This window comes from Acinetobacter sp. 1130196, assembly GCF_000588095.1.
GTDB classification, from domain to species: domain Bacteria; phylum Pseudomonadota; class Gammaproteobacteria; order Pseudomonadales; family Moraxellaceae; genus Acinetobacter; species Acinetobacter nosocomialis.
In genome coordinates, this window is the sequence record NZ_JFWX01000056.1 from 1 (window position 1) to 21458 (window position 21458).

The 21458-nt window shown below is 39.3% G+C and carries 30 protein-coding genes; 2 read left to right on the forward strand and 28 right to left on the reverse strand.

Annotation, left to right across the window (positions count from 1 at the left end):
• The 4 genes from J671_RS22325 to J671_RS22335 all read right to left on the reverse strand — a co-directional run.
• Positions 1-2873, reverse strand: a 2873-nt coding sequence (locus tag J671_RS22325; RefSeq protein ID WP_031983510.1) for a tape measure protein, incomplete at its 3' end; no start/stop codon positions are given.
• 77 nt (positions 2874-2950) lie between these two features.
• Entirely contained in the window at positions 2951-3226 is a 276-nt protein-coding gene (locus tag J671_RS0105055) for a hypothetical protein (protein ID WP_000106804.1), read from the reverse strand.
• 18 nt (positions 3227-3244) lie between these two features.
• Entirely contained in the window at positions 3245-3766 is a 522-nt protein-coding gene (locus tag J671_RS22330; protein WP_000722131.1) for a DUF4468 domain-containing protein, read from the reverse strand.
• 86 nt (positions 3767-3852) lie between these two features.
• Positions 3853-4089 (reverse strand): hypothetical protein, encoded by a 237-nt coding sequence (locus J671_RS22335; RefSeq protein WP_000453243.1) that lies wholly within the window; start codon positions 4087-4089, stop codon positions 3853-3855.
• A gap of 208 nt (positions 4090-4297) precedes the next feature.
• On the opposite strand from J671_RS22335, the gene J671_RS22340 reads away from it, so the two are divergent.
• Positions 4298-5161 (forward strand): ORF6N domain-containing protein, encoded by an 864-nt coding sequence (locus tag J671_RS22340; RefSeq protein ID WP_031983511.1) that lies wholly within the window; start codon positions 4298-4300, stop codon positions 5159-5161.
• 115 nt (positions 5162-5276) lie between these two features.
• On the opposite strand, the gene J671_RS22345 is transcribed toward J671_RS22340, so the two are convergent.
• The 3 genes from J671_RS22345 to J671_RS22355 form a co-directional block, all read right to left on the reverse strand.
• Positions 5277-5816, reverse strand: a complete 540-nt coding sequence (locus J671_RS22345) for a phage antirepressor Ant (RefSeq protein ID WP_001056736.1) — start codon at positions 5814-5816, stop codon at positions 5277-5279.
• On the reverse strand, positions 5813-6199 hold the full coding sequence (locus J671_RS22350; RefSeq protein WP_000932188.1) for a hypothetical protein: 387 nt from the start codon (positions 6197-6199) through the stop codon (positions 5813-5815). The genes J671_RS22345 and J671_RS22350 overlap by 4 nt, the downstream gene beginning before the upstream one ends.
• A 78-nt stretch (positions 6200-6277) precedes the next feature.
• Positions 6278-6439, reverse strand: coding sequence for a ribbon-helix-helix domain-containing protein (locus tag J671_RS22355; RefSeq protein ID WP_224272880.1), 162 nt, complete (start codon positions 6437-6439; stop codon positions 6278-6280).
• A gap of 124 nt (positions 6440-6563) precedes the next feature.
• On the opposite strand from J671_RS22355, the gene J671_RS22360 reads away from it, so the two are divergent.
• Positions 6564-7070: an Arc family DNA-binding protein gene (locus J671_RS22360; protein ID WP_031978345.1), complete on the forward strand. Its 507-nt coding sequence runs from the start codon at positions 6564-6566 to the stop codon at positions 7068-7070.
• A gap of 86 nt (positions 7071-7156) precedes the next feature.
• Here J671_RS22360 and J671_RS22365 read toward each other — a convergent pair whose 3' ends face one another.
• The 21 genes from J671_RS22365 to J671_RS26205 form a co-directional block, all read right to left on the reverse strand.
• Positions 7157-7561, reverse strand: coding sequence for a hypothetical protein (locus J671_RS22365; protein ID WP_031978347.1), 405 nt, complete (start codon positions 7559-7561; stop codon positions 7157-7159).
• A 14-nt stretch (positions 7562-7575) separates the two neighbouring features.
• Complete coding sequence (locus J671_RS22370) at positions 7576-8025, reverse strand: Panacea domain-containing protein (protein WP_000022944.1); 450 nt, start codon at positions 8023-8025, stop codon at positions 7576-7578.
• A 525-nt stretch (positions 8026-8550) separates the two neighbouring features.
• Positions 8551-9084, reverse strand: coding sequence for a hypothetical protein (locus J671_RS22375; RefSeq protein WP_031983513.1), 534 nt, complete (start codon positions 9082-9084; stop codon positions 8551-8553).
• Positions 9085-9131: 47 nt separating this feature from the next.
• Complete coding sequence (locus J671_RS22380) at positions 9132-10052, reverse strand: phage tail tube protein (protein WP_031983514.1); 921 nt, start codon at positions 10050-10052, stop codon at positions 9132-9134.
• 120 nt (positions 10053-10172) lie between these two features.
• On the reverse strand, positions 10173-10367 hold the full coding sequence (locus J671_RS22385; protein ID WP_031983516.1) for a hypothetical protein: 195 nt from the start codon (positions 10365-10367) through the stop codon (positions 10173-10175).
• 1 nt (position 10368) lies between these two features.
• Positions 10369-10767 carry a hypothetical protein gene (locus J671_RS22390; RefSeq protein WP_031983517.1) on the reverse strand — a complete coding sequence of 133 codons (399 nt, stop codon included), beginning with the start codon at positions 10765-10767 and terminating at the stop codon, positions 10369-10371.
• Positions 10768-11136 carry a hypothetical protein gene (locus J671_RS0105060; RefSeq protein WP_031983518.1) on the reverse strand — a complete coding sequence of 123 codons (369 nt, stop codon included), beginning with the start codon at positions 11134-11136 and terminating at the stop codon, positions 10768-10770.
• The gene (locus tag J671_RS22395; protein WP_031983519.1) at positions 11102-11515 is read right to left on the reverse strand and encodes a hypothetical protein; all 414 of its coding nucleotides are present in this window, start codon (positions 11513-11515) and stop codon (positions 11102-11104) included. The genes J671_RS0105060 and J671_RS22395 overlap by 35 nt, the downstream gene beginning before the upstream one ends.
• An 8-nt stretch (positions 11516-11523) precedes the next feature.
• Positions 11524-11892 carry a hypothetical protein gene (locus tag J671_RS22400; RefSeq protein WP_031983520.1) on the reverse strand — a complete coding sequence of 123 codons (369 nt, stop codon included), beginning with the start codon at positions 11890-11892 and terminating at the stop codon, positions 11524-11526.
• Between the two features lies 1 nt (position 11893).
• Positions 11894-12271, reverse strand: coding sequence for a hypothetical protein (locus J671_RS22405; protein WP_031983521.1), 378 nt, complete (start codon positions 12269-12271; stop codon positions 11894-11896).
• A 3-nt stretch (positions 12272-12274) separates the two neighbouring features.
• Positions 12275-12703 (reverse strand): hypothetical protein, encoded by a 429-nt coding sequence (locus J671_RS22410; protein ID WP_050675068.1) that lies wholly within the window; start codon positions 12701-12703, stop codon positions 12275-12277.
• Between the two features lie 43 nt (positions 12704-12746).
• Entirely contained in the window at positions 12747-13715 is a 969-nt protein-coding gene (locus J671_RS22415) for a major capsid protein (protein ID WP_002052917.1), read from the reverse strand.
• Positions 13716-13726: 11 nt separating this feature from the next.
• Positions 13727-14491: a DUF6651 domain-containing protein gene (locus tag J671_RS22420; RefSeq protein ID WP_002052537.1), complete on the reverse strand. Its 765-nt coding sequence runs from the start codon at positions 14489-14491 to the stop codon at positions 13727-13729.
• Positions 14492-14600: 109 nt separating this feature from the next.
• Positions 14601-14744, reverse strand: coding sequence for a hypothetical protein (locus tag J671_RS26010; protein WP_165757077.1), 144 nt, complete (start codon positions 14742-14744; stop codon positions 14601-14603).
• On the reverse strand, positions 14741-15823 hold the full coding sequence (locus J671_RS22425) for a minor capsid protein (protein ID WP_031983522.1): 1083 nt from the start codon (positions 15821-15823) through the stop codon (positions 14741-14743). The genes J671_RS26010 and J671_RS22425 overlap by 4 nt, the downstream gene beginning before the upstream one ends.
• Complete coding sequence (locus tag J671_RS22430) at positions 15789-17270, reverse strand: DUF4055 domain-containing protein (RefSeq protein ID WP_002052776.1); 1482 nt, start codon at positions 17268-17270, stop codon at positions 15789-15791. Before J671_RS22430 ends, J671_RS22425 begins: the two co-directional genes overlap by 35 nt.
• A complete protein-coding gene (locus J671_RS0105070; protein ID WP_031983523.1) occupies positions 17267-18550 on the reverse strand; it encodes a terminase large subunit domain-containing protein in 1284 nt (427 codons plus the stop codon). Before J671_RS0105070 ends, J671_RS22430 begins: the two co-directional genes overlap by 4 nt.
• Positions 18510-19019, reverse strand: coding sequence for a terminase small subunit (locus J671_RS0105075; protein ID WP_000818949.1), 510 nt, complete (start codon positions 19017-19019; stop codon positions 18510-18512). Before J671_RS0105075 ends, J671_RS0105070 begins: the two co-directional genes overlap by 41 nt.
• 301 nt (positions 19020-19320) lie before the next feature.
• The gene (locus J671_RS22435; protein ID WP_031983525.1) at positions 19321-19803 is read right to left on the reverse strand and encodes a hypothetical protein; all 483 of its coding nucleotides are present in this window, start codon (positions 19801-19803) and stop codon (positions 19321-19323) included.
• Positions 19804-19849: 46 nt separating this feature from the next.
• Positions 19850-20920, reverse strand: coding sequence for a RelA/SpoT domain-containing protein (locus J671_RS22440; RefSeq protein WP_031983344.1), 1071 nt, complete (start codon positions 20918-20920; stop codon positions 19850-19852).
• 87 nt (positions 20921-21007) lie between these two features.
• The gene (locus J671_RS26205) at positions 21008-21292 is read right to left on the reverse strand and encodes a hypothetical protein (RefSeq protein WP_031983342.1); all 285 of its coding nucleotides are present in this window, start codon (positions 21290-21292) and stop codon (positions 21008-21010) included.
• Positions 21293-21458 lie beyond the last annotated feature (166 nt).

A 21458-nucleotide genomic window follows, 5' to 3' on the forward strand; every position in this document is an offset into this window, starting at 1 on the left:
TGAGCCAATTGATCTTGCGCATCAAAACGCTCTTTGATTTTTGGGATTAAATTTGATTGACCTAAAATGGTTGCTTTGTTGATTTCCTCCTCACGTTTTTTGCTTCTAGCAACTGTTTCTGAGTCATATGTTGCCTGTAGCTGCTTAACTTCCTCAAGAGTTTTAGCACGTGCCTTATATGCTTCATCTTCAAACTTTGAAAGATCTCCAATTGCTTTGGAGGCTGCATCAGGACTAGCACCTAAAATCTTATTCAGTTGATTAAAGTAAGAGTCTTGTTTGGCTAGATGCTGTGACGCTTTCTCTTTGCCTAGTTTCTTGCCTTCATAATCCCAGCCAATCAAGTTTTTCCCAATGATTTTTTCTAGACTTCTATAGTCTAAATCATCATTAAGCAGAGCATTTTTAGATTTGCTGTAGCTTTTGTTGGTCATAACCTCTTGCAACAAAAACTTTGCTTGCGCATCTAGCGCATCTTGCGTTTGTTGGATCTGTCCTTTCTTATCTAAAACGCCCTGCCCCTGTAAAGTTTGCATTAATTTTGTTGAGCGACCCTTTTGCCAAGATATAAATCCTGTATTGGTATAGCCGTTATTCGCATCTTTATGGCTCCCAAACATTGCCTCATTTCTAAAATCATTCTCTCTACCAACTTGTGCTGTTAATACGCGAGCTTGCTTATCTCCTAAACCAGCATTACGGAAGGACTGATATACGCGAAGCATATTTCTTACTTGCTCATTATTCCCTGCGAGCAATACCGCTTGCTTTGTTAGCTCTTTAGTTTGCTTACGCTCGGCATCATTTAGGGCATCCTTTTTATCTTTAAGTACATCAAGGGCCTTTTGAGCTTGTGCAACTAAATCCATCTCCTCTTTAGTGACTATTGCAGTAGTGCCAGGAGGAGCAACAGCCTGTTTAGCTTTTTGCAGTTCAATGATCTTTTTAACAGTTTCTTCACTGTAGCCAAGATTTAATAAAGCCAACTCTTCATTAGAGTTAAGAACTTCAGCACGAAGGCTATCAAAATATCCTTTCTGTGCTTTTGCAGCTTTATCTGCAGCATTCGCATTGCTATTTAGCTCATCAGTATTTCCCTTTACTTGAACAGCAGCATTTTGTGCTTGGTTGCCAGCAAGCTGTACATTAACAGTAAATAATTTCAGTTTCTCCGCAGATAAATTCGCTTTTGACGAGTTCTCATCATACTGCGCGGCTTGCTTTTTAAGGTTTTCATATAGATCTGTAGGTAACTTAATTTTATTTAAGCGCTCAATGGCTTCTGTATAGCTGATAGTTCCTTTACGAGCCTCTTGAGAAATTTTTTCAACTTCCCAATTGCCACGAGCATAGTTTTCGATATCAATTAATGCAGATGCAACTGAACGTGACGATTTGTCTAATGCTTCGTTCTGGGCATTAAACGCTGCCGTTAAATCATCAACTGCCTTTGTTTTATCATTGCCAGCTAATTTCTTTAATGCTTCGTCTGTCTTTTCTGCAACTCGAGCCTGTTCTTCAAGCTTTTTATTAGCTTCAGCTGTGTTGTCTCGCATTAATAAATATCCAGCTGCTAAACTTGCTACTGTAATCCCAATACCAACTGGACCACCAAGTAAACCTAAAAGCCGTGATCCTATCCCTACACTTGCCGCACCAGCTGCTGCTGATCTTGATTGAGCTACAGCCAATGCTTCTTCAGCAAGTGCCAATTCTCTTGTAACTTGAGCCTCAATTTTCTTTAACTCAGCCATACGAGTTAATGTCGCTGTTCTGCCTTTTTCAGTAATTTGAGATTTAAGGCGCTGTACTTCTAGAGCTTTCTCAGCCGCAATAGCAGCTAAAGTTGCTTGAGTATTTGCAACAACTGTTTGAGTGCTAATAACTTGTTGAGCAGCCGCAGCCTTTTCTGCTTGAATTGAAGTGTACTGAGTAATTGTCTGTGAAGCTAATTCCTTAGTTTTTGCTGCAACTGCAACACCAGATGCATAAATTGTAGGGATATAAGTGCCCAGCCAATATGCTCCACCAACCATCATTGCAGATGTTAAAACATCTAAGTTGCTAGCTAAAGTCTGAATTGTGCCCGCAAGGACTTGAGCTGCGCCAGAACCTTTACCTGACTCACCAACAAATTTAGTAATTTCGTTGTTGAGTAGTGTTAAGGATTGCCCAATAGTGATATCAGTTTTTGCAAAGAGTGCATCAACATCTTTTTCTACATTTCTGAGTGCTTTCACAATCTCTTGAGATGTAATTTTCCCTTCTGCAGCTACTGATCGTAATTCACCTACAGTAATACCCATACCTTGAGCGATTGCTTTTGCTAAAGCAGGTGTTTGCTCCATAACGGAGTTCAGCTCTTCACCTCTGAGAGTTCCGCTCGCCAGTGCCTGCCCAAATTGGACTAAAGCTGCATCAGCAGCTTCTGCGCTTGCACCACTAATTGCAACAGCTTTCGATACTGTTTCAGTTAGACGAGCTGTTTCATCCATATTTAAATTGAGCGTTTTCGCATTATCACTAAATCGCTGGTAAACCTGTAATACAGAATTCCATGTCGAATAGGTTTTTTGAGCAATTCGGAAAGTGTCTTCCGTTGCTTTATTTAGTTCAACTTGAGAATTGGTGACTAATTTAAGTCTGTTCTGAAGCCCTGTATAAGTATCCATCTTAGAGATTGCTGCACTCACAGTAACTAATCCTGCCATATATCCAGCAAGTTGACGTGTAGCAACAGATAATGCATCCATTGATTTGGTGGCAAAGTCACCTTTACGCTCAATGCTATCCAATTCATTGCCTAGATTACGCGCATTACGCTCTGCGTTTTGTGCATCAATTACAATGACGAGACGTGATTCTTGTGCCATCTTACTTTCCTCTAGGCAATAAAAAACCCACTCAATGAGTGGGTTGTTAAGGTTGATTTTTGGGTTAGTGTTTTTGCTTAAGATGCGCTCTTGTTCTCGTGATATCTCAATATGCTGGCAACCTTTTGGAACAGATAGCCCACTAAGAATCCATTTAAGATTATCCCGATACCTGTAATAACCATGATTCCTGACCATACGGTCTCGGTGCCATAATAAGTTCTTGGAACTTCAACTCGGCCAAACACAAGTATAAAAATAAATCCAGATATAATACCTAGAACAATTAACCCCCATCCGATGGCATTGCAAACTTCACTTTCTTTCATTGTTTGATATTGTGGTGTGCTCATGCTGTATCTCTTCTTTAATTACCAATTCGAATTTACTTTCTGCTGAGTTTTAATCTTTTCAGCCATATCATCCGATAGAGTATTAATCTTACTAATAATCAGTGGTGTGGACTTCCTACTTTCAGTTATAGGGTAATTTTGTGCAGGCATCATTATTCCAGCACTCATGTGCGATGGAGCGCTATAGGTTAAACCATCATAACCCACGCGCATTTTCCCATCCTTAGTGTCCACTCTTACAGTAAAATCAACACGTTCGTTTCCTGTCATTGCCAAGCACTCCATGCCCGAACAAGGATATCGCATATTGCCCTTTCCAATGATAGTGCCTGATGCCTTATCTTCATATTGAATTACTGCGTTAGCAGAAGCAAAAGCTACAGCGAACCATTGTCTAGCGCCATCATAAATCTGTGCTTGGTTTAATCCATCAATTTGATAAACCTTTTCAAATTTTACAGGCTCTGAGGGTTGTTGGGGAGTTGTCGCACACCCCGCTAAGCCCAATCCAAGAAATCCCGCTAATAAAATCTTTTTCATAATGTAATCCATTTGTTATTAATCTCACACAATTTAACAAATGGACAAAATAATGTCATCAAGAACTTAAAAAGGAAGATTCTCTACTAGTCCATGTGGTCAAGCCAAAATACATCCTCAAAATTTTTACATACACCTGCTTTTTTGAGTTCTTTATATATAAGTAAGGCTGTATCGATCTTGACAGAATGTCCCTGCTCGGCTCTTGTCACATAGTTTGATAGAACTCTGCTACCACTAACAAAACCACACCGCTTTGATAGCTCATAAACCGTTAAGCCTGCTTTTTCACGCAAACAAGCAACATTATTCTTTACTTCCATTGCTGCACCACAAGTTAAATTTTAGAATATTGTAGCACAATAAAAGATAATTACTATTTTTTGTGTTAGCACAACAAAAAGAATTGACACAATAAAAGATATTAAATAAGATGACTTCATCAAGGCTAAAAGCCATGAAAAAGAAAACCCCTTGCAGACGTCGAAATCAGGCAAGGGGTTTATGTCTAAACCAATGGAGATTTAAGACATGTCTAATATAGCACAAATCAACGATACCAAAATATCAATTGTTAACTTCAAATCTGTTCCAGTTGTTACTACAGCAATGCTTGCTGATTTCTATGGAACCGATACAGACAACATCAAACAAAACTATTCTCGAAATAAAGAGCGGTTTGTAGAAGGTAAACACTTCTTCAAAATTATTGGTGAAGAATTGAAAAAATTTGTAGGTGACTTAAAGTCACTTGCAAATTTCCCTGCAATTTCAAATAAAACTCGATCCCTTATCTTATGGACAGAACGAGGGGCTGCTCGTCACGCCAAAATGTTGGATACAGACCAAGCATGGGAAGTTTTTGAGCAACTTGAGGATTGCTATTTTGTCCGTAAAGAGATTTTAGCCAAAACCCACAAAACAGAACGTGAACCTTTAACAAGTGCCGTAAATCTACTTGTGTCTAAAACCAAGCACCTAAACTACAGCGATGCTTATAAGCTAGTTCACCAACGCTTCAATGTTCTGCATATTGATGAAATTCCATATGATGTAATTCCTGTGGCGGTTGAATATGTTCACCACTTGATCGCTATGTACAGCAGAGCTGAGAAGTACAAAGATACTGAACCAAACATTCATACTGTATTGCGAGATAAGGATGTTCAATTCTTGATGTGGTATGTCCCAATTCTTGGCAAGTTCATTAAGAATGAAATCTATCCAGCTTTAACCGCCATTCAAAGTAATTATGCGGGCCGTTTAAGCGGGTTAGCATCTGAAACAGTTTGTCATGCCAATGCTTTAAATCGTAAAGCGATTGGATATGGCCTTACTTTAGAGCATGTTGGGAATAAATCACCGCATGACATTGAATGGTATTTAGCTCATTAATTCATTATCGGGTATTGTTGTAATAACAATACCCCTATGTTTAGAGGTAATTTAACAAACTGATCATTAAATGTCACATAAAGAAAAACCCGCACTTGGCGGGTTCTTAATTCTTTTAAGCTTGCATCTCGTCTTCTTCGAATGGGAGCAAAGGCGTAATCTTTTGCTTCAGCTCCTCAACCTTACTTAATGCTTGAGGTTTGTACTGCTTACCAACCAAACATAATGTTCTTCCAGCATTTGAAGCAATTTCAGTAAACTTCTCAAACTCTAATACAGCTCTGTTGAATTGGTTCATTAATCCAAATGCTGTTTGTCGCAATGCTTTTTCACAGTTAATAAAATAACGTCTTGCAACCCGACCTTGTTCATTGTTTTCAACCATTGACAGCTCTTTAGCCATATCAATAGTTAATATGTATTCTCTTGAAGAACGCCCACCATTAGGTTTTTTGGGGTTTACCAAAAAACTAATATAGTCTTCATTTTCAATAAATTTATAGGTCTTAATCCGTTTTTTTATCCATGTGGCAAACATTTCCCCAGATTTAAGCCACTTATGCAATTCACGTGCATCAACAGAAGGCTGAACCTCTCCGCCAATATCTCTATCAACAACTGGAATTAAAGTTTCTTGGTTAATAAGCATATTCATGACATTAGCCCTCCATTGCCCTTAGAGATTTTGTTCTTATTACTTGCATCAAGAAGTGAGTCAGCGAACCCTTGCATATGGCTTATAGCTATAACTTGTTCGCTAAGCGATTGTATTAACCAGCCAACATCATTGAATGTTCCTAACGGTATTTCTTCATTTGCGTTGGCAAGCAATACACCAATAGCACTTAATCCCTTTAAAACTGGAAGGTTTGCATTTTCCGCAGCGCGTCCTACAGATTTTAGAAAATTTTCTTCATCTGCTGAAACAGAACCGTTTTGATCTGTTACCTTCTCAAGAATCTCAATAGGAATGGTTGGCAGTAGATCGGTAATATCTAGAACCTTGTCTTTATCAAATTCGAATGGTATATTTAACATAGTTATCTGTCCTCTGGGACACAGCTAAACCTTGTACAATCTTGGCGGATGGCAAGGTTTTTTTGTGCCTGTTAAATTTCATGCTTTCGCACTCTCTTTGCTTTGTAAAAATTGTTTAATCGCTTGGTTAACAACATAGGTCAATGAGCGATCTTCCTTTTCTGCAATTTCCTTCAATTTCAAATGATCAGTATCATCAAAAAATCGGATTTTTAATTGCTGTTGATTTTGCTTTGCCATAATAATCTCCACAATAGTACCAAGGAGGTACATTTATAATATGCACCTCCTTGCGACCATTGTCAAGTACCTCCATGGTACTTTATGATCAGTATTTCATTTTTGCGGTATATGGTTTATTTCAATGAGCGAGAATCAAAAAGACCCTCAATACAAACTAAGGTGGTCTGAAGAGTTACGTGACAAGGTGGCTGAATCTGCCAAAGCATATAAGCGCTCAATGAATGCAGACATTATTGCCCGTCTTGAAAGAAGCTTTGAGCAGGAATCAGACTTGTCACCGCTTAATATGCCCCCTGAAGAGTTAGAGGCACGTCTTACCAAAGTTCTAGAAGAACGTGAACAAAATAAAAATAAAGATGCAGAACTCAACATTGAGATTTCATCTGAATCTGAGAAAGACAAAAAGATTCAAAGCCTAGAAGAACAACTCGCTAATTCCATGAAAATGATGGAAATGATTACAGGCATGTTCGAGTCAATGCTTAATGGAACCCAAGATGAATATATGGATAAAGTTTTTAAGAAATATCCAAATGTTAAAAAGTTCTATAATAAGTCTTTAGAAGAGTCTAAAAAGTTAATTGATGATGAACTGGACAAAGATGACCCAGTTAAAGGCTCTTGGTAACCCCCCCATATATTAAAAGCACCTCACGGTGCTTTTTGGCGCAATAAAAAACCACCTAGGGTGGTTTTTAAAACATTAGTATATATCTAATGTGGATACACCTTGTATTCACGATCCAACCATAAAATATGGAAAATATCATTTTCGCGATAACCAACCATTGGAGCTAGTCCGTAAAACCTAAATGAAAGTATTGAGGCATCTTCTGGTACAACATTTGGCACAGCTACATTTAAACTTTTTCTTTCTATTTTCTCATAACCCAAACCATGTCTTGCTTCTTTTGCAATCGTTTTCCATGTCATTTCTCGTCTTTTAAAGATAGCATCAGCTAAAGCCTGCTTTTCTGCAGGCTGACAGTTTGAATAACAGTGGTTTTTCTGAATATACTGCAAAGAGAAAATAATACAGCCCTCTTTTTTTGGAAGGCTGTCAGCAGCTTGTTGGGCAATATTTTTTGTTTTATGTGCAGTAGGCTTCTTTATTTTCATATAAAACCTTAATCTTAAGATTCTAATTGAGTTTCAAAGTAAGCCTTCATATCTTTAATAGAAATTTCATTGTTGCAACCTGGCTCATAGGCATTCTTCCATGGAGCCTCTTCGTGGGTCATATTGCGCAATCTCCATGCAGAGAATTGACCATAAGATTCAATTACCTCATCTAGAAGTTCGCGCTGTGCTTCACTTAGAATTTCTATATTAAAATCTTTTGGCGGAGTAACAATATCATTACCTGCAGCCTTGAAGTGATGATAAACAGATGGAACTACTGGGCCATGCAACCATGCCTCTATGCTCTCTGGGAATAACTCTTTATCAAACATTGCCAAATGAAAGCCCTGACAATAATAAACTAATTTTTGTAGTTTTAATGGAGTGATACCTTCACTGCCTTCAAAGCGATTTTCAAGCCAAAGTATGTAATTAGCCACGTCTAATGCTTTAATTGACATTTAATATCTCCAAAACAAACGGATGAGCAACCAGCCATCCTGAATGTTTTATTCAGATGTGCAAAACCCCTTGGGTTAGGCACAATCTAGATAATAGATGGCGTACAACCAAGGGGACTATGTAAAGTAAAATATTATATATTGACAATCCTGTCAATAAGGAATTTTAACGGGAATGTCAAGGGCATAGGCGTATTATGTAACATCAAGTGCGCTATATCACGTCGCAAAGTCTAAGTTATGTACCGTACGTCAGCACTTAAGTCTTCGTCGTTCGTTGCGTCGCCTTCTTATGCGCCTCATCTAAGAACATATCGTCGAGTGTAAAGATACAGTCATTAAAGATATATCGTTCAACCGGTAAATCATATTGCTCAACATAAGCATTAATTGCTGAGATATCTAACGCCAGAGGAACACCTTGTTCATAGCGTCTAGATCGTGCAATCGTGTTATATGCAGACAGAATTGCATTAGCTACATAAGAATAGTCAGGCTTAGTTAGAACCTTCGTATTCTTAAGGTTTAGAGCTTTTGCGACTGCGCCTTGCTTTTTGCTGTAGTCGCTCGCTTCTTCTTCTGAGCCGAACTTTGCCCACTCGTAGAGGCTGACGACTTTCCCACAACATCATCTCGATATTGATTTGCTTCAGCTTGGATCTTTTCAGATTCAGTGCGGATAAAAGACCAAATAGAAACACCTAAATCGCCCATATTGAGCAACTTAAATGCATTTTCGCCATTGAAAGTAGGCTCTGTTTTTACCAGCTCACCTTCAGGACCTTCTTCAACAAAAACCACGCCTTTCCAGTCTTCAATTAAATGCGAAGCCACTGCTTCTAAAACTAATTCATGAAAGAGTTTATCTTCTGTTGTTGCCTTTGCTACGTCAAAGCCTTTTGATGAGATCTGATTATTTGCTCGTTCAAGTGCCACCTGATAAGGCTTATATCCAATACCACGGATCTTAAACTCAGCAAGTACATTGCCTTCAGTATCTTTGTATTCGCGCCACAAACTGACGTCTTTATTTCTTTGAATATTGACTTCAAGAGCCATGTTATTTCTCCAAAAAAGAAGGCAGCAATTAAGCTGCCAAATCAGTATTAAGGCGTTGCTGGTGTACGGGTAATTGTTGGTGCTTCATCAACTACAGTGTAGTCAAAAGAAGTATTTAAGATGTCGCTTGTACCCCCTGTAGGTAATCCTGCCGTAATTTCAACTTTAGGAATGAATAGCTCATATTCATTACCTTCACTGTCTGTAATTGGCACACGAAGAGAGATATTGGCATTCGTGAATTGTTTAGCGTACATCTCAGAGGTGTTTTGAGACCAAGCTGCTGTAAATGATCCTGTCCCTGCTGCAATCATTTCAAGAATCTTTTTAGGATCAATGCCGCTACCTAAACAGCGTTGAACCTGCATTGAGTTATCCCAATTGAATGTAAAAGCTGTAATACATGAGATACCAGCTTGCGAAACACCATCAATCAAAATATCTCCAACTGAAATGTTAGACATTTTAGGATTGTCATCGGCTGGCGTTGCTGTACCCAATGGAGGAGTAGTTGCACCCAAACGACCTAGAGCCATTAACCCGAAAGTCATGGTGATTAAGCCTTGCTCTGGAATATCAATTCCAAAGGTGTTTACATGACATCCACGGAAAACATGGTAGTCATTAACATCTTCAAAGCCACGTAAAACAGAAAAAGTTTGACGAAGTGTGCCGCCAAAAGTTAAGACATTTGAGGACCAACTATTAAAAGCTGCAGCAGCCATTAAGTCTTGTACAAGTTGGCTATATTTTGCCTCACACTTTAATTCACCAGCATATTCTGCACCGGTAATCATTGATGAGCGAGCAATGCGCCCGCTAGTGATTGATTTAGATTCTTCTTTAGAAACTGTGGCATCTAAGCCATTATCTGTAAATTCAAATGTAGTTCGGGAAAACGGCGTTGGTGTAACACCTACCGTGGTTTCTCTTGCAATTTGTGTTAGCTGACGTGCACCACTCGACATGGCTTATTACTCCTAACTGTAGGCATAAAAAAAGCCACCCGAAGGTGGCCGTTAAATTACTGGCGAAAAAAAACCGCCCGAAGGCGGTATGTTTTGATGAGATAACTAGAGAATTCGTTACTATGCTTTTTGAAGGTCTTCTAATTGGCTTTCGTTAAATTTTTCGCCACATTTTTTACAAACCCAAGTTGGTGACTGACCTATGCATTCATAATTGAAGAGTTCAATATTTTTGTGTCTACATGGAGTTTCATCATCTGTTGCTTCAAATTCTAGAATCTCACCAGTAACAGTTTCAAAATAAATTTTTGACATATCAGTTCACCGTAAATCCAATTGTCACATTGTATTGTTGAAAGTCAGCATCTTTACCAGCATCAATCGATTGACCCTGAAAACATTCTAAATGCTCGAATCTGAAATATTCAAAATGGGAAAGTAACTCAACACTGAGCACAGTTATTTCCTGGTCTCCGGTATTCGGCCTTGCAAAGCATTGGATCAAAATATTACCTGTACGGCGAGTACAAGGCTTATCGGCTAATCCAGCAATGAAACTTGGCCCCCACTTAATTGACAAACTACACCATAAACCTTTATTTGGTACCGTAAAGCCTGGAGCATTTGGATATTTGATTCTCTCTTGAGAAATTCCTGTGAAGCTCATCATACGGTCGACTATTGCTTGTCTAGCTTCCTCTAAAGTCATTGCCATTTAGCCACCATACTTTTGAGTAATGTAAGTAAACGTTGTGCTATAGATGCCTAACGGCGCTTGATCGGACCAACCGTTCTCTAATCGCTCAGCATAGGGCTTGTTGTTTTGAATATAGATCAAACTACCAAGTTTAAATTTCACAGCTTGAATAGCGGCATCTTGCACAGCATTTGTAGAAGGTTCTCTTACCCCATAGTCGCCAGATCCTACAGAAACAATGTGAGAAGCCCGATAAGCTCCAGTATCAACTGGACTTGAAACGACAAGTGATTGCACTGTATCCATGGTGATTTTTTTTACATGTTCATCTGCCTGTTTCTCAACTTCAAAACTAAAGCTGCTCGGCCTTGCTCCCTTCCACCCCATGTTTTTTAACCTCACTTGCTTCGAACATTTCAAAAAGGTCTTGAGCGATCGCTTGTATCGAATACACTTCAAACTCTACACTCGGCTCGCGCTCACCCATTCGCCGTTTTACTATTTGCCAGATATGAACAGCCTCATGTAAAAGCAATCCATAAACTTGTATTTGGTCCTTATCCGCTGTATCACCAATTTGGACAATTGCATAAGCGCCGTCTGAATAAGAACTAACCTGAGCATCTGCCCCCATATCTAAAAATTGATCAGCTTTGCCCATATCTTCAAATAACAAATCCATATGTATTTGATTTCTAGCAAGTGCATATTTGACATGTTGAAACGGTGAAATGTACCACTCAGGAACATAATCAAGATTAATCATTTAAGTCCCTATACTTTTCGAAGCTGACATTTCCAACTTGCACCAATTGGGTCCTGTTTAATATGCATGATTCGAAAGGTACCTTGCGCCGTACTCCATTCATCATCAATCATTGGCTCTTTGGTAACTTCATTCTGCAGCACAATAGCTTTTTTATCTGTTGCCAATACTCCAAGTGTTAAAATCTCATATTGGTTATACGAACCAAACAAAACGCCTCTCCCTTTATAATGCTCAATTACATTTTCAGAAGTATTCGTTTTAGGATTCCACTTTGTGCTTACAACCCGGTCACAAGTAAAAGAATGAACGGCGTCAGCGAGGTCTTCATTAAATGCTTCAGCAATATCTGCTTGGAGTTCATCACGTAAACCCATATCAATTTCTCACTAAAGGAATGGTGAAGAACTTATGCTTTGGCAAATTCTCAGCCCTAATAAGTGCTAAAGCAATCTGTTCAAAGCTTGATAATGAAAAGCTTCCATCTTGATATTCTTTTTCAGACTCTACCGTGTCAGCTTTTACTTTTTTGCGCTTAAGCTCTTGTTCTTTCCCGCTGTAAATCTCGCCCGCCTGAATGCCTTTAATAATTTCGCATGCTGCAAGCTTAAGATTTTCTGTGACTGGATCAGGCACAAACCCAATCTCGTTTTTCATCCAGGTATTAGCCAATAAAACCAAACGAGCTTTATCACCATCCGGTGCAAAGTCAGCTCCTAAGATTGTTTCTGCATCTGCAATGGTGATGAAAGTCATGGTTTATTCCTTAGGTTGATCTTCGGGTTTAGTATTCTTTGGCTCTTGAGCAGGCTTCTGCTTATTTTTGCTTTCCAGATCTGCGATAGTTTTATTTAAGCTTTCAACAGTTTTTTCTAGCTCAGCCGCCTTAATGGCCAATGCATCTCGTTCTTGAGTCACGCCTGATAGTTGAGTTTTTTGGGCTTCAATTTCTGCTGCAAATTTTTCTGACCCTACGAGCGCTTCTTTTAACTGACTGTTTTCTACAGCCAATTCTCGGTTCAACTCACTAATAGCTTCTAATGCATCTGTTTCATCAAATTCATCATTTTCAAAGTCATCGGGCTTAAAAGCTGCATCTAAAATCTTATAGCCTTTACCTTTCAACTCTCGTTTACGCTCTTCACTAACAGGATGTGGTTCGTAAATTACTTTCTGTTCTTTAGACATTTTCAACTCCAAAAAATAAAGCAGCCCGAAGGCTGCCAATTAATTACTGCGCTGCATCTGCAATGGTGATCACACCAGCAGTATGTTTAATGCTAGTTGCTGACTTGTCCCAGTTTGTGCCAGTTGCTAATTCAGCATCACTTGGAGATTTGCCACCATTTGCCTCATCCCATGTGTAGCCTTTAAGACCAACACCAAATGAGTAATCAACCTGTAAAGTCGTTTCAATACGATCTTTACCGTTGGTAGTTTCAATGTTTGATACAACATCACCACCGTCTGACACGATAGCTGCCGCATCCGTCAAAGAAAGCACTTTAAGCTGGTTTGGAGTTCCTGCTGTATATAATGCAGGCGCATCAGTTACTACAACCAACTTGCCAAGAATATCAATTACACGCACATTGCCTGATTGAAACAACTGTTGTGCATTGCTCAAGTTCTTTTCGATGAGCTTGTGATATGCAGTGCCATTCATAACATCAGTGATGATATTTCCAGAATGGTCTCCAAACTTAGCATGAGCGCCATTCATAGCACTATAAGTAAGTCCAGCAGTTGCAGACACATCATTTGTTGCATCTGGTTGGTTTGAAATTGCCGCCACAAGAGCCGCAATTGCTGTGTTGAGTTGGTCTTTAAGCATTAAACTTGCAAAAGTACGAGATGCAACTTCAATACCTTGTGCTGTTGGACGCTGTAACCACGTCATTTGAGAAGGCTCATAGCGAACTGGGCCAATACCACCTGCAACTTTTACGCTTGAGTGCTTAATCTCAGACAAATCTGTGATAGGTGCTGTACCATTTGCAGCATATCGGTCTACACGACGTTGAGCACCATCAAGTGACGCAAAGAATGACTCTTGTAAGAAGTCGCCAGTAAATCCATCTGTGGTTAAACGAATCGCGCCACCAGATGCAGCGTTAAATTTCTGCACCATTTGGGCAAGAGTTTCAATTGTGGCAGGCATGATGTATTCATTGAAAACCTGCATTTGAGATAAAGACATAATTTCTCCAATTACTTATCTAAATTAAATTTTGCTGCAATAGCGGCTTGGCGTTCTTGGATTGTTCCACCCATATTGCCGACATTACTGTTATTTCCCCCGCCACCTTGACCACCGTATCCACCACCAGTGCTTTGATTGCCTTTAAGAATTGAGTCTTTATGTTGGTATCCTCCAACTAATGTTTCTAAAGCCTCATCAAAGTCGGCAACTTCACCATGTTTGGTTCGTGAATAGATCTTTTGACCATCAACGCCATAAGCCACAACCTTCCCATCTTCAATTTTGAAGTTGTTGCCAAATGTCGCTTGAATCATGTCAGCAGGTACTGCAATTTTTTCTTGAATGAACTTTGAACGAGCAAAACCACCACCGATCAGCTCTTTATGTAGTTGAGCCTGAACTGAATCACGCTCTTGAGTAAGTTGCTGAATCTGTGGCTCGTATGATTTTTTCAGTGCTTCAGTAAGCTCTGCTTTAACTTTCTCGATTTCACCTGCATCCACAAGTTTCTTAGCATCAAGATTAGCCATAGTTTCTAGAGCAGCTTTAGCCTTTTCAGGATCCAAGCCCTCAAAGACTTTTAATGATTTCTCAGCGGCCTCTTTTGCTTCACGATGTGTTTTAGCTTCCGCATTCAGTGAACTGATCTTACCTACCGCTTGAGCAGCATCAAAACCAACTTCCTTACCATCATCATGCACATAGATAGGCAATCCGCCTGCATCTAGTTCCGCATATTTCTTACCGTTTACTTCTGTCGTTTTAAGTTTCATTGGTTATCCAACCTTTTCTAAATTAATGAGTTTCCACTCGTTCGCTGTAGGCATCCGCTTTCAGCAGACAATAAAAAAGCACCCGAAGGTGCTAAGGTTTGAATTAGGTTTAATACTGGGTACATGCTTTAGGCTGTTTAAAGCTATAGCCAGAAATCGCCATATATCTTGGAACTATCTTCCGAACAAAAGGCAATAAAATAAGGTTTGTACCAAGTATGTACTGTGCCTCAGTCATAGTTATCTGTTTCATAATCCCAACCTCTTAAACATTTCTTCATCAAGCTTTTTGAGTTCAGCAAGTGTGAATGGCTGACCAGTTAAAGGGTCTACAAACTTATCCAAAGAATATTTACCCTCTTTGAATAGCTTGTATCGTGATGGACCTAGCCACTGTTGTTGAAAGGCTACAGATTGCCCATCAAACCAGTTTTTAAAAGATGTATTGGAATCAACAGTGTTAATTTCCCCTGCCTCTCCCACTTTAGAATTGAAGGGTCGTTTGCCTATGGTTGTACCTTCTTTATTCGTAACTGGAAGAATAATGCTTCTACAATTTGGATGAAGTGGTGGAGTGGGATGTGGTTCATCTGCTTTGTAAACAGCACCATCCAAACTTGCACATTGCTTGCTTGTTCGACTATCCAGAGTAGCCACAAACTTCACATATGAAACGTCCAATACCTTGTAAGTATCAAGCATAGCCTGATTAGAAACATGGCTTCTAGCCGTTCTCACCATGGTGGAAATACTGGACCTTGATTGCTCCAATATCCCATCTTGATAATTTAGAGCCTTCTTGCCTTTAATTCGATGAATGATTTGCTGGTTCGTTTGACTTTGAGAGAGCCCATCACGGATAACTTGCTCAACCCTTGTTTTGGCATCATCAGCAATCTTATTGAAGAGATAGTCTAGCAATACCCCGCCTGACATAGGCTGCTTCTTGATCTTGCTGTATAAGGTCTTAGCATTTGGTTCCTTGATTTTCTCTCCAAGAATTCGAGCTTGATACATTGCCTCATTCACGGCTAACGCTGATGCCGAAACGGTAAATGCCTCTGGAATCGTTGTAAGTAAAGATGATTGCCACGCTTGAATACTTGCTCGAATCTCTTTAAGAGCTGGTGTTGTGTACTGACCCGCCATCAATGCTGACTTTTCAGCTTCTGACAATTCATCTAGCAAATCTCTTAATTGGCTTAACATCTCATTTGATAAAGAGTCAAATTGGATTAAAAGTGAATTAATTTCGCTTGATGAAAGTCTGTAAAGATAGGCTTGATGCTGAACCAGATTATTGAACAGATCCTGTTGGATTATTTGATCCATTGTTTGCACCATTCATGTTATAAGCAGGCATTGGGCTATTCATTTGCTCTTCTTCAAGCATGTCTTGAATCTCTTCATATGAATAATCAGGGAACTCACCCGTTTGCTGATATTCATGCCAAACTTTAAATGGATACTTACCAGCAACACATGCCTCATAAAGCTGCTTAGAGCGCTCGTTGTCAAACTGAGGCTTACTAAATTCTTTCGAGATTTCAAATACCAACTCTTCTGGAAGAATTGAATCCACATTAGGCATAGCAAATTTTGCACACCAACGTAGAGCTTGAGTTATTGCTGCACTGATATTTACAGTACAAAGAGATAGTACAGAATGCTGTACAGCATCGTCATTGTTTGCTTCAGTAGCAGTCTTATTTGCTGAGCCAGCCTGAACCAATCGAGCACCTAATTCTTTCATCTGCTCCCATTTCTTTTCCATGGCAGTTTGTGAAAGCGTGTTGGGGTTAGCTTGTGCAAACCCTAATTTCACAGGAAATGCGTTCTTACACCCGATATACAAACCATCTTTTTTAATGAGTTCGTACATGGCTGTATCAACATTTTCCATGAAGAACTGAGGCTGACCAACAAAGTAAACTGACTCTTGGAAATCAGCGCTATCAATATAATGAGCCAAATTCAAATCAGCCAATTCAAGTAATGGTGCGCTTTCTATTACTGGCGTATTGTCAATAGCACCAACAAAAGTGAATGGAATGTAATCCCATTGCTTGCCGTTGTAATCCGTTGGAATTGTCTTTGGCTCTTCAGTTAGAGCGCCATCAGAGTTTTGCTTGTACACTTGGATAGTAAAGACAAATCGGCCTTCTATTTCCTCTAAGCGCAGAACTCGAAACTGATCTTTTTTCTCGAACTTGAAACCACCTTGAGTTCTGCTGGAAACTTCCTCATGAATTACAACAAGTGAGAGTTTTTGCTGATTACCTATAATAATCGTATCCCAATTGATAACAGACTTAGCAGGAAGTACATGAATCATTGGAAAAGCTTGTTTACTATAGTCTTCAGCTCTAACTTTTGATGGGGTTACACTTGGGTAATCCACATATAAAGCGCATCGATAAGTTTTTAATACATGACGTAATGATGCCTGAGCGATCTGATAAATTCCGACTCCCTGCCCATTAGCATTTCGTTCTAGATATTCAAGATCATCGGGTCTTTGAAAGTTTGGTAAGCGTGAAAAAGCGCCACCAATAAGACTCCCCAACGTCTTACCAGTGACCCCATAAAATACTGCATGTTCCAAATATGAATCGTATGCAGCCATAGCCTCTGCTGAACTGTCTTGCCTGTTATGTCGCGGCAAATACTTTTCTTTAGCAGCCTTAACTTTATGCTGACCCTCACAAACGTCTTCTACTTTGCTCCATAGATCAACGTTCTTTAAGTAATCAGGATGCTTAGTAGTAACGTCTGTCATCTTGCAAATCCTAGTTTTAATGAAGTAACTGGTCTGATAATAGGAAACCGCTTAGCTAAAGGATATCCTCCAGCATCTCCAACATGGTCCAAGCCTGATTTCTTATCTGGCATTCCAAAATCGTCATAAACTTGCTGCTCAAAAGTCTCTGTGAGTCTTGGGCATTTATTGGTATTTACTAATAATGAACGCTCACCTTCGCCATTTAAGATCAGGGCATTCACTGCATTAATACGGTCTTTAATGTTCGGGTTTGTAGAATTGACCTCTACCCTCAAGCCTTTTTGTCTAAGGATTGCATGATCAGATTCGCTCCTCTTTTTCGATGAAGTAGCTTGGCCTGCCGCATCAGGGATAATTGTCATCTCATGGTTTGGGAACTTTTCAATTAATAGATCGGCCATGGTTGGCGTATCACGTACACCTACCAACTCATCTAAAGCTCTTGGCTTGCCATCTCGAATGACATAAACCACAGCAGCCATTTTCAAGACGTTAAAGTCCATACCAATGAGCAAAGCCTCATTAGGTCTAATTTCTTCATCTGTGTGGTTTAAGGTTCGGTCGAAGTCTGGATAAACTGCCCCGCTCGTCAAGTTAACAAACTGGCCTTTTAAGTAAGCAGAAATCAACTGAGGTGGGTAAGATTCAAACAATGATGCAATGTAGTCATCAGGAAGATTTGCTTCATTGTCATATGTTGAAGCCTGAATCATTCCATATAGTGCACGTTTAGCATCACTTAGGTTTGCTTCCTTAACAAACTGTTCATGAGTGAACTTAAAGCCCTCTGGCGTTGTTGCAACATCAATACCGTTCAACAAACCAGCTTGTTTATATCGCATACGAGCAATGATCTTCCGCCAAGCTTGTTGAGCCTTGACCTTTGTCATCACATCAAGCTCATCAATCAAAGCATGACCAATTTTAAAACCTACAATAGTGTTGGGCTTTTCCATTGATCGGCAAATAATTGTGCTTCGATATTGGCGGCCATAGTAAAGATCAACTTCTTTGTTCGATTCATAGATCTTTGTCTTTAATCCCCAATCGAAAGCAACTTCATCAATCGTAGGAAAAAAAATATCCCGGATCTGCGGATACGTTGGAGCGAAGTAACCCAACGGCACCTTTGGAAATGACCAAGATTTATCACAAAGACTTGAACAACCTACCCAAGTTTTACCTGAACCAAACCCTGCAACAAAAGCTCTAAACTTATTTGGCAATTGGAGAAAGTTAGCCTGAGGCACATTCAGTGTTGGATTGATGTTCGGCATCTTTTTTACTCGCATCTACAACATGAATAGTCACCTGCACTGGGGTTACATCTTCATCTTCTTCTGGATTAAGTTCTTTTTGGAGTTTCGCTATTTCAAGCTCTTGTTTCTTCACTTGAAGTTCGCTTATCTTATCCAATCCAAGCAACTTAGCTTTACCCATTGTTGCTGCAACTGCCGCAGACACCTGAACCCGCTCTCCTTCAAATGCTGCTTTGCGTGCTTCTTCTAATTCTTGAAGCAAGTCGTCTACAGTCAAATTATGGCGGGTTTGATGTTCCTTTCTAATTAGCTCAAGCCTTGTGGTAATCTTGGGGTTCTCAAGTAATCTTTTAGCCTCACGGTTGACCGTGTTTTCATTCATTGAATCCGCATCGTAGGCTTGTCGATACGCCTCCGAAGCGTTCCCCAATTCGATAAACAATTGGCAAAAGTTCTCTTGCTTCGGAGTTAGTTTTAACTCCGCCATAAATCTCACCCATTAAAAAACCGCCACTTGGGCGGTCATAACTACTTCACAATTTCCAACTTTTCCAAGAACCGATCTAGCTCTTCCTCAGAATTAAACTCTAGATCTAGGATGTCATTGGAGGTTAAAGTTAAAACTAACTTATAAAAATCTCTATGAGCAAATTTATTGTTTTCTGATGTAGCCTTTTTCACTTTTACCACATGATTTAAATTAATGTATTCGGATTTATGCTGAACAAACATTATTTTTCCTTTATTAGTAATGATTAAAGAAAAAACAATATATCTTAGCTGCTTAACTATTCCAACACATACTTAAGGTCATCAGGTGTTTCCAAATAACACCCATGTTTATTGCAGAATGCATGAATGTCATTTAGGTACTCAGTAAACTGCTCAACACTGGCATCAGTTGTTGTGATTAATTCATTCAACCCATCCGCCACTTGCTGATACATCGGATGCTTTTGATCTTTCAAAACCTTTACTGCTGCAAACGTCTTTCTGTACTGACCAACATCATCACGATGATAAATACGCGCTAAGAATTGCTTTTTAAAGAACAAATGCTCTGTATCTTTATCAGTGCCTTGATGCTTCGCCCACTGATTAAGCCACATCCAGTACAAACGGTTTTGAGCCTTTGAACGATCTTTCTCTTGTGGTGCAATCAATACGACTAACGGCTTCCCTTCACTCGCTGCCTTAGCATGATTAGTATTGAGATAGCCAATTACATAGTTGATGTCAGAATGGTTTTTGATGACGAATCGTGGTTCCATTTTGACCTCGCAATAAAAAACCACCCGAGGGTGGCTTGATTTAGAATTAATCTAGATACCTTTTAAATGCTAGATGCATTTCTTTAATAAACTGATTTGTGTCGAGAAAATAGTTTGGATAAGCTTTTTTAATAGATTTCATGTCACCAACAGAAACTAATACAACATCTACTTCCGCTTCTCTCTTTTCTTGTTTCTCCATCAAGGCATAAACAGATCTAGCTAATTCCTCTTGTGCCTTAGTGAATGGCATTACGTTCACCATCCAGCCACCTTCTTCTTTTTTCAAAATCAAAAGATGATACGCATGCTGGCTTTTTGAGGTTGACTCAATATGCTTTGCAGATATCTGAAGCCCCTTAAGTTTTGTGAATATTTGAAGCCTAGTCTCTAGTTCTTTGGCTTGTGCTGCCAATTCTTGAGGTGTTGATGTGGCATATTCAGCAATTACAGGAGTGCCTTCTTTAATTGAAAAAAGCGCACTACTCAGCTTTAGAAACTTTTTAATATCCTCACTGCCAAAACCTGATTTAATTGATGCATTTTCAATTACACCTAAAGTTTCTACCGCTGTTGCCCAAGAATGCTGTAATGCCGTTCTGATCTGAAGTTCTATCTTCAAGCCATCTAAACCAGAATGATCTCGGCTTTTATATGTGAATACTTGATGTATGCTTCTATACCCATCATTTTTTGGGCTTTCAATATAATCATGACAAGGAATAACTGGGACGTGGTTAAACCTATTGTTTTGACTCAAAAGCTCTGCATGCAGGCGTCGAACATCCTGTATAGTTGGTAAAATTACTCTGACGCCGCCTATATCTTGCATTCTTGCCAAATTCATTTTTGGGTTTCTTTGCAACTTAGATATGATTGAAGGCATTCGCTTTAATCTTTGAGCTACAGTGAAATCCCTAAACTTCAGTTGAGAGCATTTACTTCTAAGATTTTTTTGAAATACATCAATAGGGTAAGAGTGAAGCGCTCTCCATTTATTTAAAACATCATATGCTTCTGACTGCTCTGCTTGAGTTGCAGACTCGCTTATTAGTGTTGCGCCAGCTCTTCTTAGAACATTTGTACCAGGCACAACTAACTGTGTTTCTGTGACCATAGTAAACCCCTTTTGTGTATTTGAAGTTTACCATGGTTTAAAAATGGCGTTTTAATTTTTTTATAAATATATGTAAACATTTCGTTTTTACATAAATTCATTATCAGAATTTGTATCTATTTTTAACATCCGCTCTGTTTTTTCTAGCCAACCATCAAATAGAGCTTCTGATTCTTGTCTCGTGCCTAATTGGTATGTGTCGAATAGGAAATGACACTTATGACAGAGAGGCACTGTAAACGCATCTGAGGCTTTTATTCCTCTACCCTTGCCATGCTTGCCAGAATTAGAATGTGCCGCTTGTGAGTGAGGATAGCCGCATCTAACGCATGGTAATTTTCTTATTGCAGCCAGTCGCTTTGCATCACGCATTTTTAAGGTTCTGTTTGATGTTAGCAATCTGCACATCAATATCTCTAATTCGACGTTTACAGTCTTGCTTGAACTGATGTGTCGCATTGAGATGATTCAGATTTTCAAGATTAAACCGATCTTTGTAGAGTAAATCTAAATTCTTCTTCGCTTCGATTGTGTCCAT

Bases quoted from the DNA above. Each gene is read 5' to 3' on its own strand.
- J671_RS0105055 (WP_000106804.1), bottom strand. From the start codon at position 3,226: ATGAGCACACCACAATATCAAACAATGAAAGAAAGTGAAGTTTGCAAT.
- J671_RS22330 (WP_000722131.1), bottom strand. From the start codon at position 3,766: ATGAAAAAGATTTTATTAGCGGGATTTCTTGGATTGGGCTTAGCGGGG.
- J671_RS22335 (WP_000453243.1), bottom strand. From the start codon at position 4,089: ATGGAAGTAAAGAATAATGTTGCTTGTTTGCGTGAAAAAGCAGGCTTA.
- J671_RS22340 (WP_031983511.1), top strand. From the start codon at position 4,298: ATGTCTAATATAGCACAAATCAACGATACCAAAATATCAATTGTTAAC.
- J671_RS22345 (WP_001056736.1), bottom strand. From the start codon at position 5,816: ATGAATATGCTTATTAACCAAGAAACTTTAATTCCAGTTGTTGATAGA.
- J671_RS22350 (WP_000932188.1), bottom strand. From the start codon at position 6,199: ATGTTAAATATACCATTCGAATTTGATAAAGACAAGGTTCTAGATATT.
- J671_RS22355 (WP_224272880.1), bottom strand. From the start codon at position 6,439: ATGGCAAAGCAAAATCAACAGCAATTAAAAATCCGATTTTTTGATGAT.
- J671_RS22360 (WP_031978345.1), top strand. From the start codon at position 6,564: ATGAGCGAGAATCAAAAAGACCCTCAATACAAACTAAGGTGGTCTGAA.
- J671_RS22365 (WP_031978347.1), bottom strand. From the start codon at position 7,561: ATGAAAATAAAGAAGCCTACTGCACATAAAACAAAAAATATTGCCCAA.
- J671_RS22370 (WP_000022944.1), bottom strand. From the start codon at position 8,025: ATGTCAATTAAAGCATTAGACGTGGCTAATTACATACTTTGGCTTGAA.
- J671_RS22375 (WP_031983513.1), bottom strand. From the start codon at position 9,084: ATGGCTCTTGAAGTCAATATTCAAAGAAATAAAGACGTCAGTTTGTGG.
- J671_RS22380 (WP_031983514.1), bottom strand. From the start codon at position 10,052: ATGTCGAGTGGTGCACGTCAGCTAACACAAATTGCAAGAGAAACCACG.
- J671_RS22385 (WP_031983516.1), bottom strand. From the start codon at position 10,367: ATGTCAAAAATTTATTTTGAAACTGTTACTGGTGAGATTCTAGAATTT.
- J671_RS22390 (WP_031983517.1), bottom strand. From the start codon at position 10,767: ATGGCAATGACTTTAGAGGAAGCTAGACAAGCAATAGTCGACCGTATG.
- J671_RS0105060 (WP_031983518.1), bottom strand. From the start codon at position 11,136: ATGGGGTGGAAGGGAGCAAGGCCGAGCAGCTTTAGTTTTGAAGTTGAG.
- J671_RS22395 (WP_031983519.1), bottom strand. From the start codon at position 11,515: ATGATTAATCTTGATTATGTTCCTGAGTGGTACATTTCACCGTTTCAA.
- J671_RS22400 (WP_031983520.1), bottom strand. From the start codon at position 11,892: ATGGGTTTACGTGATGAACTCCAAGCAGATATTGCTGAAGCATTTAAT.
- J671_RS22405 (WP_031983521.1), bottom strand. From the start codon at position 12,271: ATGACTTTCATCACCATTGCAGATGCAGAAACAATCTTAGGAGCTGAC.
- J671_RS22410 (WP_050675068.1), bottom strand. From the start codon at position 12,703: ATGTCTAAAGAACAGAAAGTAATTTACGAACCACATCCTGTTAGTGAA.
- J671_RS22415 (WP_002052917.1), bottom strand. From the start codon at position 13,715: ATGTCTTTATCTCAAATGCAGGTTTTCAATGAATACATCATGCCTGCC.
- J671_RS22420 (WP_002052537.1), bottom strand. From the start codon at position 14,491: ATGAAACTTAAAACGACAGAAGTAAACGGTAAGAAATATGCGGAACTA.
- J671_RS26010 (WP_165757077.1), bottom strand. From the start codon at position 14,744: ATGAAACAGATAACTATGACTGAGGCACAGTACATACTTGGTACAAAC.
- J671_RS22425 (WP_031983522.1), bottom strand. From the start codon at position 15,823: ATGGATCAAATAATCCAACAGGATCTGTTCAATAATCTGGTTCAGCAT.
- J671_RS22430 (WP_002052776.1), bottom strand. From the start codon at position 17,270: ATGACAGACGTTACTACTAAGCATCCTGATTACTTAAAGAACGTTGAT.
- J671_RS0105070 (WP_031983523.1), bottom strand. From the start codon at position 18,550: ATGCCGAACATCAATCCAACACTGAATGTGCCTCAGGCTAACTTTCTC.
- J671_RS0105075 (WP_000818949.1), bottom strand. From the start codon at position 19,019: ATGGCGGAGTTAAAACTAACTCCGAAGCAAGAGAACTTTTGCCAATTG.
- J671_RS22435 (WP_031983525.1), bottom strand. From the start codon at position 19,803: ATGGAACCACGATTCGTCATCAAAAACCATTCTGACATCAACTATGTA.
- J671_RS22440 (WP_031983344.1), bottom strand. From the start codon at position 20,920: ATGGTCACAGAAACACAGTTAGTTGTGCCTGGTACAAATGTTCTAAGA.
- J671_RS26205 (WP_031983342.1), bottom strand. From the start codon at position 21,292: ATGCGTGATGCAAAGCGACTGGCTGCAATAAGAAAATTACCATGCGTT.